At 67.3% G+C, this 14,758-nt stretch carries 12 protein-coding genes; 4 read left to right on the plus strand and 8 right to left on the minus strand.

The window, feature by feature from the left end:
• The first annotated feature begins 5 nt into the window (after window positions 1-5).
• Complete coding sequence (locus LC039_RS07145) at window positions 6-1,562, plus strand: glycoside hydrolase family 28 protein (protein WP_226622669.1); 1,557 nt, start codon at window positions 6-8, stop codon at window positions 1,560-1,562.
• Window positions 1,559-2,638 carry a glycoside hydrolase family 105 protein gene (locus tag LC039_RS07150; RefSeq protein ID WP_226622671.1) on the plus strand — a complete coding sequence of 360 codons (1,080 nt, stop codon included), beginning with the start codon at window positions 1,559-1,561 and terminating at the stop codon, window positions 2,636-2,638. Before LC039_RS07145 ends, LC039_RS07150 begins: the two co-directional genes overlap by 4 nt.
• Window positions 2,639-2,641: 3 nt before the next feature.
• Here LC039_RS07150 and LC039_RS07155 read toward each other — a convergent pair whose 3' ends face one another.
• The 8 genes from LC039_RS07155 to LC039_RS07190 form a co-directional block, all read right to left on the minus strand.
• Window positions 2,642-3,286 carry an SGNH/GDSL hydrolase family protein gene (locus tag LC039_RS07155; protein WP_226622672.1) on the minus strand — a complete coding sequence of 215 codons (645 nt, stop codon included), beginning with the start codon at window positions 3,284-3,286 and terminating at the stop codon, window positions 2,642-2,644.
• Window positions 3,287-3,304: 18 nt separating this feature from the next.
• A complete protein-coding gene (locus tag LC039_RS07160; RefSeq protein WP_226622674.1) occupies window positions 3,305-4,168 on the minus strand; it encodes an amidohydrolase family protein in 864 nt (287 codons plus the stop codon).
• Window positions 4,169-4,364: 196 nt separating this feature from the next.
• Complete coding sequence (locus LC039_RS07165) at window positions 4,365-5,498, minus strand: mandelate racemase/muconate lactonizing enzyme family protein (protein ID WP_226622676.1); 1,134 nt, start codon at window positions 5,496-5,498, stop codon at window positions 4,365-4,367.
• Between the two features lie 16 nt (window positions 5,499-5,514).
• Entirely contained in the window at window positions 5,515-6,417 is a 903-nt protein-coding gene (kdgD, locus tag LC039_RS07170; RefSeq protein WP_226622677.1) for a 5-dehydro-4-deoxyglucarate dehydratase, read from the minus strand.
• A 52-nt stretch (window positions 6,418-6,469) separates the two neighbouring features.
• Window positions 6,470-7,270 (minus strand): NAD-dependent epimerase/dehydratase family protein, encoded by an 801-nt coding sequence (locus tag LC039_RS07175; protein WP_226622679.1) that lies wholly within the window; start codon window positions 7,268-7,270, stop codon window positions 6,470-6,472.
• Window positions 7,271-7,275: 5 nt separating this feature from the next.
• On the minus strand, window positions 7,276-8,553 hold the full coding sequence (locus tag LC039_RS07180) for a TRAP transporter large permease (RefSeq protein ID WP_226622680.1): 1,278 nt from the start codon (window positions 8,551-8,553) through the stop codon (window positions 7,276-7,278).
• A gap of 1 nt (window position 8,554) precedes the next feature.
• Window positions 8,555-9,058, minus strand: coding sequence for a TRAP transporter small permease (locus LC039_RS07185; RefSeq protein ID WP_226622682.1), 504 nt, complete (start codon window positions 9,056-9,058; stop codon window positions 8,555-8,557).
• Between the two features lie 50 nt (window positions 9,059-9,108).
• A complete protein-coding gene (locus tag LC039_RS07190; RefSeq protein ID WP_226622684.1) occupies window positions 9,109-10,095 on the minus strand; it encodes a TRAP transporter substrate-binding protein in 987 nt (328 codons plus the stop codon).
• Window positions 10,096-10,360: 265 nt separating this feature from the next.
• Here LC039_RS07190 and LC039_RS07195 point away from each other — a divergent pair, with 265 nt between their 5' ends.
• Both LC039_RS07195 and LC039_RS07200 read left to right on the plus strand, forming a co-directional pair.
• Window positions 10,361-11,512 carry an efflux RND transporter periplasmic adaptor subunit gene (locus LC039_RS07195; protein ID WP_226622686.1) on the plus strand — a complete coding sequence of 384 codons (1,152 nt, stop codon included), beginning with the start codon at window positions 10,361-10,363 and terminating at the stop codon, window positions 11,510-11,512.
• 21 nt (window positions 11,513-11,533) lie between these two features.
• On the plus strand, window positions 11,534-14,668 hold the full coding sequence (locus LC039_RS07200; RefSeq protein ID WP_226622688.1) for an efflux RND transporter permease subunit: 3,135 nt from the start codon (window positions 11,534-11,536) through the stop codon (window positions 14,666-14,668).
• Window positions 14,669-14,758: the final 90 nt, after the last annotated feature.

Below are 14,758 nucleotides of genomic sequence, written 5' to 3' on the forward strand. Positions count from 1 at the left end.
GTCCAATGACCCTCCGTTGCGCCGCGGTGACCCCGCGCATGGCCGTGCTGTGCCTCGCACCGCCGCCCGCCCGCTTCACGCTTTCCCCGGCCCGGCCCTGGCGCCTCAGCCGCGATGGCGTGACCCTGGCCGAGGGCGCCGCCGCCCGCGTCGTGCTGACGCTCGGCCCGCTGGAGCCGGGCACCGCCTATGACGTCGACTGCGGCGGCGAGACGCTGCACTTCACCACCGCCCCCTGCCCCGGCGCGCTGGATGTGACCGACTTCGGGGCCCGCGACGGCCTGCCCGACACACCCGGGGCCGCTGCCGAAAACGCCGCCGCCTTCGACCGCGCCATTGCGGCGCTGCCGAAGGGCGGCACGCTGATCGTCCCGCCCGGCGACTGGCTCTGCGGCCCGGTCGAGCTGCGCTCGGATATGATCCTGCACCTTTCCGAAGGGGCCACCCTCGCCGCCCCCTCGGACCGCAGCGGCTGGCCGATCCTGCCCGCCCGCGACCCCGACGGCACGATGCTCGGCTCCTGGGAGGGGCTGCCCGAACCCTGCTTCCGCGCCCCGCTGCACGCGATCGGAACGCGCAACCTGACCATCGAGGGCTTCGGCACGCTCGACGGCGGCGGCGATCGCGGCGACTGGTGGAGCTGGGCCAAGGAGCGCCGGGACGGCGCCCGTCGCCCGCGCGGCCTGCACCTCATCGACGCCGAGGCCACCCGCCTCATCGGGTTCACCATCCGCAACGCCCCGAGCTGGACCATCCACCCGCAGGGCTGCCGCAATCTCTTCGCCGGTGGCCTCAGCATTCAGGCGCCGCATGACAGCCCCAACACCGACGGCTTCGATCCCGACATGTGCGAGGACGTGACCATCCTCGGCACCCATTTCTCGGTCGGGGACGACTGCATCGCGATCAAGGCGGGCAAGCGCGGCGACGCGGCCGAGGAGGACCACCTGCGCCCCACCCGCCGCGTCACCGTGCAGCACTGCCTGATGGAACGCGGCCACGGCGGCTGCGTCATCGGCTCGGAGATGTCCGGCAGCGTCACCGACGTCACCGTGCGGGACTGCGAAATGGTCGGCACCGACCGCGGGCTGCGGCTGAAGACAAGGCGCGGCCGCGGCGGCGAGATCGCCCGCATCGCCATGCGCAACGTCACCATGGACGGGGTGCTCACCGCCTTCTCGGCCAACGCGCATTACTTCTGCGACCACGACGGCCACGCCGACTGGGTGCAGTCCCGCGAACCCGCGCCCGTCGGCCCCCTCACCCCGCGCATCGGCGAGATCACCGTGGAGGATGTCGAGATCCGCAATCTCGCCCATGCCCTCGGCGCCTTCCTCGGGCTGCCCGAGGCCCCGATCGGCCCGATCCGCCTATCGCGGGTTTCGCTCGTCTCGCACGACCCCGCCGCGCGCCCCGAACCGCCGCTCATGGCCGATGGCGTGCGCGCCCTGCGCCACGCCGGGGTGCGCGCCGAACATGCACGCATCGAGGGCGATCTGCGCCCCGACGACGCCCCGCTCAGCACCGATGCCTTCCTCAACCGGAGCCCCGCCTTGCCATGACCCTTCCCGATGTTCTGGAGTATTTCGACGCCTTCGCGGCCCGCTACAGCCACTACAAGAACGGCAGCTGGTGCTACGAGGACGGTTGCGTCTACCGCGGCCTCGCCCTGCTGCACGAGGCCACCGGCGAGGCACGCTGGTGGGATCACCTGACGCGCCTGACCGACGCGCAGATCGCCCCGGACGGCACGCTCGCGGGCTACCGGATCGACGAGTTCAACATCGACCACATCCTCGCCGGGCGCTGCCTGTTCCACCTCTCGGACGAAACCGACGATCCGCGCTACATGGCGGCCGCCGAACATCTGGCCCAGCAGCTCTCGCGCCATCCGCGCACGGCGGCGGGCAACTACTGGCACAAACAGCGCTACCCGAGCCAGGTCTGGCTCGACGGGCTCTACATGGGGCTGCCCTTCCAGATCGAATACGGGCTGCGCACCAATCAACCCGCGCTGATCGACGATGCCCTGTCCCAGCTTGCTCAGGCGCTCGAGCTGACCCGCGGCCCGGCGGGGCTCTACGTGCATGGCTACGACGCGGCCAGGGCGCAGGGCTGGGCTGATCCCGAGACCGGCCGCTCGGCGGCGGTCTGGGCCCGCGCGGTGGGCTGGCTGGCGATGGCACTGGTCGACATCTGCGCGCTGGTGCCCGAGCGCGCGCCGAAGCGCCAGACCGCCGAGTTGCTGAACGCCGTGGTTCGCCAGCAGGCGCCCTCGGGTCTCTGGCCGCAGGTGCTGGACGCGCCGGGCCTGCCGGGCAACTACGAGGAAAGCTCGGCCTCGGCGATGTTCGCCTACGCGCTGATGCGCGGCACCGAACTGGGGCTGGGCGAGTGGTTCGACGCCGGGCAACGCGCCCATGACGCGCTGATCGAAACCCGGCTCGAGACGGAGGGCGGCGTGACCCGCCTCACCCGCATCTGCCACGTCGCCGGCCTCGGCGGCTTCGACGGCAAGATGCGCGACGGCTCGCGCGAGTATTACCTCAGCGAGGACATCGTCGCGGATGACGCCAAGGGGGTCGGCCCGCTGATGATGGCGGCGGCGCAGCGGCTGGCCGCCCGGACACCGGCCTGAGGATCAGAGCTCCAGAAGAGCGCGCACCGGCTCGACGAGGGCCGCGCCGATGGCCCGCGTGTTGGCCGCATCAAGATGCACCCCGTCGAGCGGCGAGGGCTGCGCCACGCGGCCTGCGTCGAAGAAGGCCACGCCTTCCTCTTCCGCCAGCTCGGCATAGAGCGGCGCGAAGAGATGCGACTCCCCCACCCGCGCCGGGCTGTCGGGTGCCCCCTTGGCCGGAGCGTTGCAATAGGGCGGCGCGACGATCAGGATCTGCGGCTGCGCCGAGGCGGGCTTGAAGGGAAACCCCCGCACCAGTTGGATCAGCCGCCGCATCCCCGCCTGCGCGCCGCTGGCCACCGCGCCATGCTTGGGCTTCAGGTCGTTGGTGCCCAGCATGATGATCACCAGATCGAGCGGCATATGCGCCGCCAGCGCCACTGGCAGCGTCCGGGTGGCGTTGCGGTCGCAGGGCGCCGCGTGATCGTCGAACGACGTGCTGCGCCCGTTCACCCCGTCGGCCAGCACCGTCGCCTCGGGGATCGCCTCGGCAAGCACCGAGGGCCAGAGATCGGAAATCGCGTGCCGCAGGCCGTCATTCGCGGGGTCATGCCCCCAGGTGAGACTGTCTCCGTAACACAGGATGCGCGCCGTATGATCTGCCATGGGTCCTCCCAGTCCTCCTCAGGTCATCTTCGGAAAACCATAGAGATCCTGCGGGTTTTCCACCAGCACCCGGTGCTGCGCCGCCGCATCGGGCAGCCAGCCCATCGCCAGATCCAGCAGATGCGCGTCGTCGGGATAGTCCTCGGTCCGGCTGGCATGGTTGTGCGGCCAGTTGGTGCCCCAGACGATGCGCTCGGGCGCATGCGCCCCGATCTCGCGGCTGAGCGCGGCGATGTCGGGATAGTCGGGACCCGAGGTGGTGGTCGCCTCGTAGCAGCCGGCGAATTTGAACCAGCAGGTTCCGCCGTCAACCAGCCGCTTGATCGTGGCAACGTGCTCCGGAGTCATACCGCCGAAGATCTTGCCGTGGTGGTCGAGCACCCAGTTGGATTTGAGCCTGCCGAGGCGCGGCTCCAGTTCCGGCAGCGCGGTGCCGTCGAACTGCACCGCCATCATCCAGCCCGCCGCGTGGGCGCGCGCATCCACCGCCTCGAGCTGATCGAGCCCCACCGCCCCGCCGGGCAGGTCCATGATCCGCGCGCCGACGATGCCGCCCTCAGCGAGCCGGACCATCTCGGCGTCGGAGGTCTCGCCGGTGATCACCGCCACGCCGCGCGCGCAGGCGCCCATTTCGGCGATGCAGGCGAGCAGGCTCGCGTTGTCCATGCCGTGTCCGTTGCCCTGGGTGATCACCACCCGGTCGATGCCGAGCCAGCCCATCGCCTGCCGGTACATCGCGGGCGTCGGCAGAGGCTCGGCGGGCACGCCCTTGCCATCCTCGCGCCACGTGTAGCCCGGCAGGTACATGTGCATCTGCGTGTCGCAGGCGCCCTTGGGCATCGCCGTCTTCGGGTTAGGGCCGGTGAGTTTGCGGTCGATCATGGTTGGTCCTCTCAATTGGGTGCGACGGAGGGCAGTGCCCGACCGCGGGTGGGCGCTGAGATGGTTGCGGTCTTCACTTTATCTCTCCACCCCGCCGTCCGCCTGAACGCTGCGAAACGTGTGGAAAGCGCCCGCCCTGAGGGGCGGTCGGGCGCTGCCCGGCGGCACTACGTGCCTTGTTCCGGGCAAGGCAAATTCACCCCTTCGGCGCGAACTCCTTCAGCGCGTCCCGGTCGATCTCGACCCCCAGCCCCGGGCCGTCGGGGATGCTGACCCAGCCATTCTCGTGCTCGATAGGCTGTGTCACCACCGCCTGCCGGAAGGGGTTGTGGGTGCGGTCGAACTCCATGATCGGCTCGATCGGACCCCGCCTCACCGGATCGGGCACCATCGCCGCCATGAACTGCAGCGCCGCGGCGATCTGCACCGCGGTGCCCCAGACGTGCGGCACCACCCGAACCCCGTGCAGCGTCGCGAGGTCGGCGACGCGCTTTGCCTCGGTGAAGCCGCCCACGCCGCAGAGATCGGGCTGGGCGATGTCGATCACCCGCCGGCGCAGCGGCTCGGCAAAGCCCCAGCGGGTGTGCCATGTCTCTCCGCCCGCCACCGGGATCGGCTGGCGCGCGCGGACCTCGGCATAGGCGTCGAGCTGCTCTGGGATCACCGGCTCTTCGAACCAGTCGATGTCATACTCGGCGGCGGCGTTGCCAACGCGCACCGCCTCGATCACGTCGTAGCCATGGTTGCCGTCGATCATCAGCCGGGTGTCCGGGCCGATGGCCTCGCGCACTGCCTTGATCACCTGCAGATCCTCGGCGGGATCGAAGCCGATCTTGATCTTCACCGCGTGGAAGCCCGCCGCCGCGTGGCGCCCGGTCTCCTCGGCATTGTCGGCGACCCGGTCCACCCCGTCGCGCTTGAACGAGCCGGTCGCATAGGCGCGGATGCGCTCGCGGAACCGCCCGCCGAGCAGCGTCGAGACCGGAACGCCGAAGTGCTTGCCCTTGATGTCCCACAGCGCGATGTCGATGCCCGAAAGCGCGCAGACGGAAATCCCCCGCTGCCCCTGGTCGCGCAGCGCGTTGTAGAGCACCGCCCAGTGCTTCTCGGTCTCCAGCGGATCCTTGCCGATGAGCCAAGGCTTGTAGGCATCGACCATGGCGCGGTTCGGGCCCGCCGGGCCGAGGCATTCGCCCCAGCCCGTTGTGCCGTCGTCGCAGATCACCTCGACCAGCAGATGCACCCGCTTGTCGAAGCGCATGGAGGCGCTCTCAAACGCCGTCTCCAGCTTGTGTTCCAGAAGGTGGGTGCGGATCTCGGTAATCTTCATCGGTTGTGCCTTCGTCTTACTGATGCGCGTCGATCAGGGCCTTGAGGTTCTCTTCCTCCTCGCCGGTGAGGTCCGACAGCGGCGCGCGCACCGGGCCGGCGTCGAAGCCGACCAGACGCACGCCCGCCTTGATCGCTGACACGGCATAGCCCTTGCGGCGCGAGCGCAGCTCCATGAACGGATAGAAGAAGCTCTTGAGGATGTCCTCGCAGGTGGCCCGATCCCCGGCTCGCAGCGCGGCATAGAACTTGTTCGCCAGAGCGGGCACGAAGTTGAAAACTGCCGAGCTGTAGGTGGTGAAGCCCGCGCCGAGATAGGCCTCGGCAAAGAGCTCCGCCGTCGGCATGCCGCCGAGGTAGATCAGCCGGTCGCCCATCTTGGCGGTGATCTGCCGCACGAGGCCGATATCGCCGGTGCCGTCCTTGAACCCCACGAGGTTCGGGCATTCGTCGCAGAGCCGCGCCAGCGTGTCGGCCTGCAGCACGGCGTTGTCGCGGTTGTAGACCATGACGCCCATGCCGGTGGAATTGCAGACCGCTTTGACGTGCTCGAAGAGCCCTTCCTGCGGCGCGTCGATCAGGTAGTGCGGCAGCAACAGGATGCCGTCCCCGCCCGCCGCCTCGACCGAGCGCGCAATGCCCTTGGCGATCTCGGTGCCATAGCCGCAGCCCGACACGATCGCGGTCTTGCCCGCGCTTTCCTTGGCCGCCGTCACGATGGCCGGGATCTCGTCCGGGGTCAGCGAGAAGAACTCGCCCGTGCCGCCCGCAGCAAAAAGCACCGGCGCGTCAAAGCCCGACAGCCACTCGACGTGCTTCTGATAGGGATCGGCGGCGAACTTGTTGTCGGCGTCAAACGGGGTGACGGGGAAGGAAAGCAGGCCGGAGCCGAGCGCTTCTTTGATCTGTTGCGGGTCCATGCGTGGGTCCTCTTGATTGGGGGCCGCGCGCTTGCGGGCCTTGTGGTGAGTGTCAGCTTTGGTGGATCGGCTCGTCGGTGAAGACGCCGCCCTGATATTTCGCCACCGAGTCCTCGGGGCCGGGGCGCGGCACGGTGCGGCGGATCTCTTCTGCGTAGTCCTGGGAATTGTCCTGCGGCACCCAGCCGAGGAAGGCGGCGTGGGAATTGTCCCACCAGCCCATGTCGTTGGCCGACTGTCCCCAGACCACGGTGCAGCCAAGGCGCGGCGCGGTGAAGGCGGCCATGATCAGCGAGGTGAAATCGCGCGGGCTGATCCAGGTCGACAGCATCCGCCAGTTCTCGGGCTTCGGGGTGCAGGAGCCGATGCGCACCAGCGCGCTCTCCTGCCCGAACTTGTCGTGGTAGAGGCTGGCCACCGCCTCGCCGAAGATCTTCGACACGCCATATAGCCCGTCGGGTTTGAACGGATCGGTGTGCTTGAGGCGCTGTTCCTGCTTGTAATAGCCGATCGTGTGGTTCGAGCTGGCAAAGATGATCCGGGGCATGCCGTGCAGCCGCGCCGCCTCGTAGAGATTGTAGACGCCGCGCAGGTTGGCCGTCTCGATCAGGTCGAAACTCTTCTCGACCGAGATACCGCCAAGGTGCACCACCCCGTCGCAGCCCTCGACCAGCGATTTCACCGCCTCGCCGTCGGCGATATCGCAGGCCACGAAGCTCTCGTTCGGCCCGAGATCGGTGATCTCGGTGATGTCCGACAGGCGCAGTTCCTCGGCGTGGGGCTTCAGTGTCTCGCGCAGGATCTTGCCAAGCTGGCCCGCCGCGCCGGTGATCAGGATGCGTTTCATATTCATGTATCTCACTCCATCAGGCTCGGCAGGAACATGGAGAAGGCAGGCACATATGTCACCAGCAGCAGCGCCACGAGGATCGCCGCGTAGAACGGCAGGATCGTCTTCACCGCCTGTTCGATCCGCACGCCGCCCACGACGCAGCCGACGAAGAGGCAGGCGCCCACCGGCGGGGTGCAAAGGCCGAGGCCGAGGTTCATCATCATCACCACGCCGAATTGCACCGGGTCCATCCCGAGCCCCACCGCGACCGGCAGGAAGATCGGCGTGCAGATCAGGATCAGCGCCGCCATGTCCATGATCATGCCAAGTACCAGCAGGATCAGGTTCAGCAGCAGCAGGATCACGATCGGGTTGTCCGAGATGCCGGTGACTGCATTGGCCAGAAGATCCGGCACCCGGTAGAGGGTCAGCAGGTAGGAAAAGGCCGAGGCCGTCGCCACCAGCAGCATCACCAGCGCCGTGGTGCGCACCGAGCTGACGACGGCGGTCTTGAAGCCTTCCCAGGTCAGTTCGCGGTAGACGAAGGTGGTCACCAGGATGGCCCAGATCGCCCCGAAGGCGCCGGACTCGGTGACCGTCATCACGCCCGACAGCACCCCGCCCACCACGATGATCGCGGTCATCAGCCCCGGCAGGGCGACGATGAACGACAGGCCAAGCGCCTTCCAGCCGGGAAAGGTTTCAGCCGGGTAACCGCGGCGCACGGCGACCGCATAGGCCACGATCCCGAGGCAGAGGCACATGAGAACGCCGGGGATCACGCCCGCAATGAACAGCTTCGACACCGACACGCCGCCCGCCGCCACGGCAAAGAGGATCATGTTGTGCGAGGGCGGGATCACCACGCCCGCGACCGAGGAGGTCACCGTGACGTTCACCGCGTAATCGGGGTCGTAGCCCTTTTCCTTCATCACCGGGATGAGGATCGAGCCAAGCGCCGACGTGTCCGCCACCGCCGAGCCCGAGATGCCGCCGAAGAGCATCGAGGAGGCCACGTTGACCACGCCCAGACCGCCGCGCATCGCGCCCACCGCCGAGGAGGCCAGCCGCACCAGCCGCCCGGCGATGCCGCCATGCATCATCAGCTCGCCCGCGAAGATGAAGAAGGGGATCGCCAGCAGCGAGAACACCGAGATGCCCGACAGCACGCGCTGGAAGCCGATGAAGAGCGGCAGCCCCTCGTAGACGAAACCGCCCACCGCCGCGAGGCCGATGGCAAAGGCCACCGGCATGCCGCAGATGAGGCCACCGGCGAACAGCCCGAAAAGAATAATCAAACCCATGTCAGTACACGCGGCCCCTTGCCAGTTCGGCCATTTGATAGAGAGTGAAGAGCGCGCTCAGCGCGCCGCAGATGGCCATGGGCACGGCGCGCATGCCCTCGGAAATGCCGAGCATCGGCACGGTGCGGGCCCAGGTGTTCTCGGCCAGGATGTAGCCCTGCCAGCCGAGACAGAGCGCGAAGATCAGGACGCCGACCAGCGCCAGCCATTTCATCGCCATGGCGATCGGGCCGGGAAAGGCGTCGCGCAGGAAGTCGACCGACAGATGCGTGCGGCTCCAGACGCCCGCGGCGGCCCCGAGAAAGGTGATCCAGACCACGAGGATCAGCGCCAGCTGCTCGACCCAGGTTGGGGTGTCGTTCATGATGTAGCGGCCCCAGACCAGCCAGCCGAATATGGCGATCAGGACGACAAGGCCGGTGCCGGCCACCATCACGCAGATCCGCGAGAGCAGATCGAGCAGGCGATAGACGGCCCCTGCCCCGGCCACGTGGCTCTGTGCCATGGTCACTCCCGGAAAGGGCGTGTCCCCGCGGGGACACGCCGCAACTCAGATCACTCGATCGACTGGATGTCGCGGATCAGGCTTTCCAGATCCGGGTTGGTCTCGATGAACTTGGCGTAGACCGGCTCCATCGCCGACTGGAACGCCTGCGAGTCCTCGACCTCGTTCACCGTCACGCCGCTGTCGATCACCTTCTGCTTGGAGGCGTCCGAGCGTTCGGCCCAGAGCTCGCGCTGAAGCTCGGCGGCCTTCACCGCGGCTTCGGTGACAATCGCCTTGTCCTCGTCGGACACGCCGTCCCAGACCTTCGTCGAGACGCAGATGCACTCGGGGATGATCAGGTGGTTGGTGATCGAGTAGTACTTGGCCACCTCGTAGTGGTTCGAGCTCTCGAAGGACGGGTAGTTGTTCTCGGCGCCGTCGATCACGCCGGTTTTCAGCGACTGGTAGACCTCGCCGTAGGCCATGGGCGTCGCGTTGCCGCCGAGCTGGTCGACCATCTGCACGTAGAGATCGTTGTTCATCACCCGGAACTTCATGCCGTCCATGTCGGCGGGCGTCTCGATCGGGTGCTTGGTGTTGTAGAAAGAGCGCGAGCCGCTATCCATCCACGACAGGGCGACGAGCCCCTCTTCCGACAGCGCGTCCGAGAAGCGCTGGCCGATCTCGCCGTCCATCGCCGCGTGCATGTGGTCCACGTCGCGGAAGATGAAGGGCAGCGACAGCACGTTGGTCGCCGGGACGATCTCGCCCATCGGGCCCATGTTGAAGTTGCCGACCGCGATGGCGCCGGCCCGGACCTGCTCGATGGCGTCGGGCTGCGCGCCCAGCACGCCGTTGGCATAGACGGTCGGTTCGATCCGGCCCTCGGTCTTTTCCGTCACCTCGTCGGCGAACTGCTGCATGGCGACCACGTTCGGATAATCCTCCGGGTGGATCGCCCAGGCGCGCCAGGTCTCCGCCTGCGCCGCCCCTGCCAGCAGGCCGCAGAGCGCGGTCGCCGCGACCAGTGCCGTCTTGGTCCTCGTGAAATCCATCATCATCTCCTCCCTTAGATGCATATGACGTTACGCGGCGTTTATGACTGACTTGTATGATAACTGTCAATGATATCGTATGATGAAAAAATAACACCGTCGCACAGGCCGGCTTCGGCGATCAGCACGGGCGGCCTGACGCAAATTCAATCTCGACTTTTCGGAGATGCGCGAAAGCTCGCGCTTTGGATGCAGAGGCTGTCGCTATTTCATTCATATCGTGTAAACTCAGACGCATAGATCCGTCCTTGGAAGGACCATTGATATGTTCATTAGACTTATTGAGTCGTTTTCGGCTGTCTCTCTGTGCGCGTTTTTCCTTGCCGCCACGACGACCGCGCCGGCCCTGGCGCAGGACGAAGCCACGGCCCCCGGCCCCACGGTTCTGGTCCAGACGGTGGCGACCCAGAGCATCCGCCCCTCCTTCACGCATCCCGCCCGCATCGAGGCGCTGAACACCGCGTCGATCCGGCCTCCGATCCAGGCGCAGATCACCGCGCTGCACATCACCGCCGGCAGCTACGTCGAAAAGGGTGAGCTTCTGGTCGAGATGGACGAGACCGATTTCCGCATCGCCCTCGCCCAGGCGCACGCGGCGCTGAAGCAGGCCGAGGCCTCCGCGATCAAGGCCGACCTCGATCTCGACCGCGCGACGCAACTGTCGCGGAGCAACACCGTCTCGCAGCGCGAGGTGGAATACGCCCAGGCGCAGGCCGACGTGGCCCAGGCGCAGGTCGACGTGGCCAGTGCACAGATCGCCCAGGCGGAGGAAAACCTCGCCGACACCAAAGTCTACGCCCCGTTCAGCGGCCGCATTTCGGCACCGCAGTTCGCGGTTGGTGACCTCTTCGCGCCCGGCGACCCGACGCAGCCCGGCTTCATCGCGACGCTGGTTTCTCTCGATCCGATCTACGCGGTCGGGCTGGTCGATCAGTCCAACTATTTCGGCTTCCTCGCCAAGCGGCTCGAAATCCAGGAGGCCGGCGGCTCGATCCCTCCACTGGAACTCGAGGCGATCCTGCCCGGCGGTGAGGTCTACCCCGAGAAGGGCACCTTCGAGAACTGGGACAACACCGGCGCCGCCAGCACCGGCACCATCGCCGCCCGCGTCCTCTTTCCCAATCCCGACGGCGTCCTGCTTCCGGGCCAGAACGTGACCATTCGCGGCCAGGTGCTCGAACCGATCCAGGCGCCCCTCATCCCGCAGCGTGCGGTGAGCCTCGACCAGCAGGGCCATTTCGTCTGGGTGGTCGGCGACGGCGACACGGTCGAGCGCCGCAACATCACCGTCGGTGTCCGCAGCGGCGCCAACTGGACCATTGCAGAAGGTCTCGAAGACGGCGAACAGGTGGTCGTCGAAGGGCTGCAGAGCATGCGCCCCGGCCTCACCGTCACGCCGAAACCCTACGACAGCTGAGCCCCGGCAGCGGAGAATTTCATGGGACCTTTATTTTTCATCCGGCGGCCCAAGTTCGCCTTCGTCATTTCCATGCTCATCACGCTGTTCGGCCTGCTAACGCTGACCGTGATGCCCATCGACCAGTACCCCGACATCACCTCGCCCAAGGTTGTGGTGCGCGCCAACTACCCCGGCGCCGATGCCCAGACCCTGCTGCAGGCCGTCGCCGCGCCCATCGAGGACGAGGTGAACGGCGCCGAGGGCATGGCCTACATGGAGTCCAAGGCCGCCTCGGACGGCTCCTACACGCTCACCGTCACCTTCGAGACCGGCGTCGATGCCGATCTGGCGCAGGTCGACGTGCAGAACCGCGTGGCGCTGGCCGAGCCATCCCTGCCCGCCGAGGTGCGCCAGCGCGGCATCCGGGTGCGCAAGCGCAACCCCGACATCCTGATGGTGGTCGACATCATCTCGCCCGACGGGCGTTTCGACGGGCTCTTCCTGTCGAACTACGCCTCGATCAACATCGAGGGCGAACTGGCGCGTATCGGCGGCGTCGGCGCCGCCGAGAACATCGGCGCGCTGGACTACGGCATGCGCGCCTGGCTCGACCCGGTGCAGATGGCCAACCACAATCTGACGGTCAACGAGATCGTGCTGGCGGTGAAGGAGCAGAACGTGCAGGCCGCCGTGGGCTCGCTCGGCGCCGCCCCTGCCGCGGATGACACGCAGTTCCAATACGTGCTGACCACCAAGGGCCGGCTCGAGACCGAGGAGGAATTCGGCGACATCATCCTGTCGGCCAATGACGCGGGCTCGGTGGTGCGCCTGCGCGACGTGGCGCGGATCGAGCTCGGCGCCTTCGCCTACAAGGGTTATGGCGAGTTCAACAACAAGCCCGGCGTGCTGCTGGCGGTCTACAAGCTGAGCGAGGCGAACTCGCTCGATGTGGCCGAGGCCGTGCGCGAGAAGATGGAGGAGCTGAAGGAGTACTTCCCCGAGGGCGTCGATTACGTCATCGGCCATGACACCACGCTGTTCATCGAGGCCTCGCTCGAGGAGACGGTGATCACCATGATCTTCACCATCCTGCTGGTGGTGGCGGTGACCTACATCTTCCTCGGCTCGATCCGCGCGACGCTCATTCCGACCATCGCAGTGCCGGTCTCGATCATCGGCACCTTGGCGGTGCTCTTCGCCTTCGGCATGACGATCAACACGGTGACCCTCTTTGCCCTGATCCTCGCCATCGCGCTGGTGGTGGACGATGCGATCATCGTCGTGGAGAACGTCGAGCGCATCCTGCACGAGAACCCCGAGATCAGCTCGGTCGAGGCGACGAAACGCGCCATGGCCGAGGTGACGGGGCCGATCGTCGCGACCTCGCTGGTGCTGGCGGCGGTCTTCGGGCCGACGCTGCTGCTGCCCGGCATCACCGGGCGCATGTTCAGCCAGTTCGGCGCGACGCTCACCGTCTCGGTGCTGATCTCGATGGTCAACGCGCTGACGCTGAGCCCGGCGCTGGCCTCGGTGCTGATGAAGCCGGGTATGCACCCGAACTTCGTCATCCGCGGGTTCAACAAGGGCTTCGACTGGGTGACGCGGGTCTACAGCGCCATCGTCGATTTCCTCGCCAAGCACGCGCTCATCGCCATCGCCATCGTCGCGGCGTTGTTCTTTGCCATGTACACGCTCTTCACCACCACCCCGACCAGCTTCATCCCGACCGAGGACAAGGGCTTCTTCATGGTGGACGTGCAGCTGCCCTCTGGCGCCTCGCTGAACCGGACCGAGGTGATCATGGACCGTCTCACCGATGCGCTCGGCGAGGATGAGGCGGTGGAGAACGTGCTGTCGGTGAACGGCTACTCGATCCTCAACTCGGCGCTGCAGTCCAACGCCGGGATGATCATCGTCAAGCTCAAGGAATGGAAGGAGCGCACCACCGAGGAAAGCAGCCAGGCCTTCCTGCAGCGCAAGTTCACCCAGCAGTTCGCCGACATGCCCGAGGCCAAGACGATCATCTTCGGCGCCCCCGCCCTGCCGGGCATCGGCGCGGTCGAGGGTCTGAGCTTCGTGCTCGAGGACACCCAGGGGCGCGGCCCCAACGAGATGACCGCCGCGCTGCAGAGCTTCCTCGGAGCGGCCAATGCCGCGGACGAGATCGCGCTGGCCTATTCCACCTTCAAGGCCGACGCGCCGCAGCTCTTCCTCGACATCGACCGGGTGCGCGCCAAGACGCTGGGGGTGCAGGTCTCGGACATCTTCCTGACCCTGCAGGCCCAGCTCGGCGCGCTCTACATCAACGACTTCAACGTCTTCGGCCAATCCTACCGGGTGATGATCCAGGCCGACGCGCAATACCGCCAGAACGAGCGCGCCTTCGACACGCTCTACGTGCGCAACCGCGAGGGCGGCATGGTGCCGCTCTCGACGGTGATCACCGCGGTGCCGACCACCGGCCCGGACGTGCTCTATCGCTACAACACCTACAACTCGGCAACGGTCACCGGCATCCCCGACAGCGCCGGCGGCTTCAGCACAGGCAACGCGATGGACAGCTTTGAGCAGACCGCCGGGGCCGCCCTGCCCGAAGGCTTTCGCTACGAGTGGACCGGCTCCTCGCGCGAGGAACGCGCCTCGGGCAACGCGGTGCCGATCGCGCTGGGGCTGAGCCTGGTGTTCACCTTCCTCTTCCTCGCGGCGCTCTACGAGAGCTTCCTGACGCCGGTGGCGGTGCTGCTCACGGTGCCCTTCGCGGTGCTGGGGGCGCTGGTGACGCTGCGGATCGCCGGCGAGCCGCTCAGTCTCTACGGGCAGATCGGCCTGCTGATGCTCATCGCGCTGGCGGCGAAGACGGCGATCCTGATCGTCGAGTTCGGCAAGCAGCAGCGCGAGGCGGCGGAACTGGATCTGCACGATGCGGCGATGCAGGCGGCCAAGCTGCGCTTCCGGCCGGTGATGATGACGGTGCTGGCCTTCGCGGTCGGGGTCTACCCGCTGGTCATCGCCTCGGGCGCGGGCTCGGCGAGCCGGGTGTCGCTGGGCCTCGCGGTCTTCGGCGGCGCCATCGCCTCGGCGGTGTTGGGGGCGATCTTCGGGCCGGTGTTCTTCAAGATCATCCAGGGCCTGCGCGAGAAGATCCACCGGGGCCGCACGCCGCCGGTTGTGTGAGGCGCTCTCACGAACACGAAAAGGCCCGGGTACTGCGCCCGGGCCTTTTGCATTTGAGAGCCCCGACAGAGCCTTGGCGCGGGGCGACCA

Source organism: Alloyangia pacifica (genome assembly GCF_020524285.1).
Lineage (GTDB): Bacteria > Pseudomonadota > Alphaproteobacteria > Rhodobacterales > Rhodobacteraceae > Salipiger > Salipiger pacificus_B.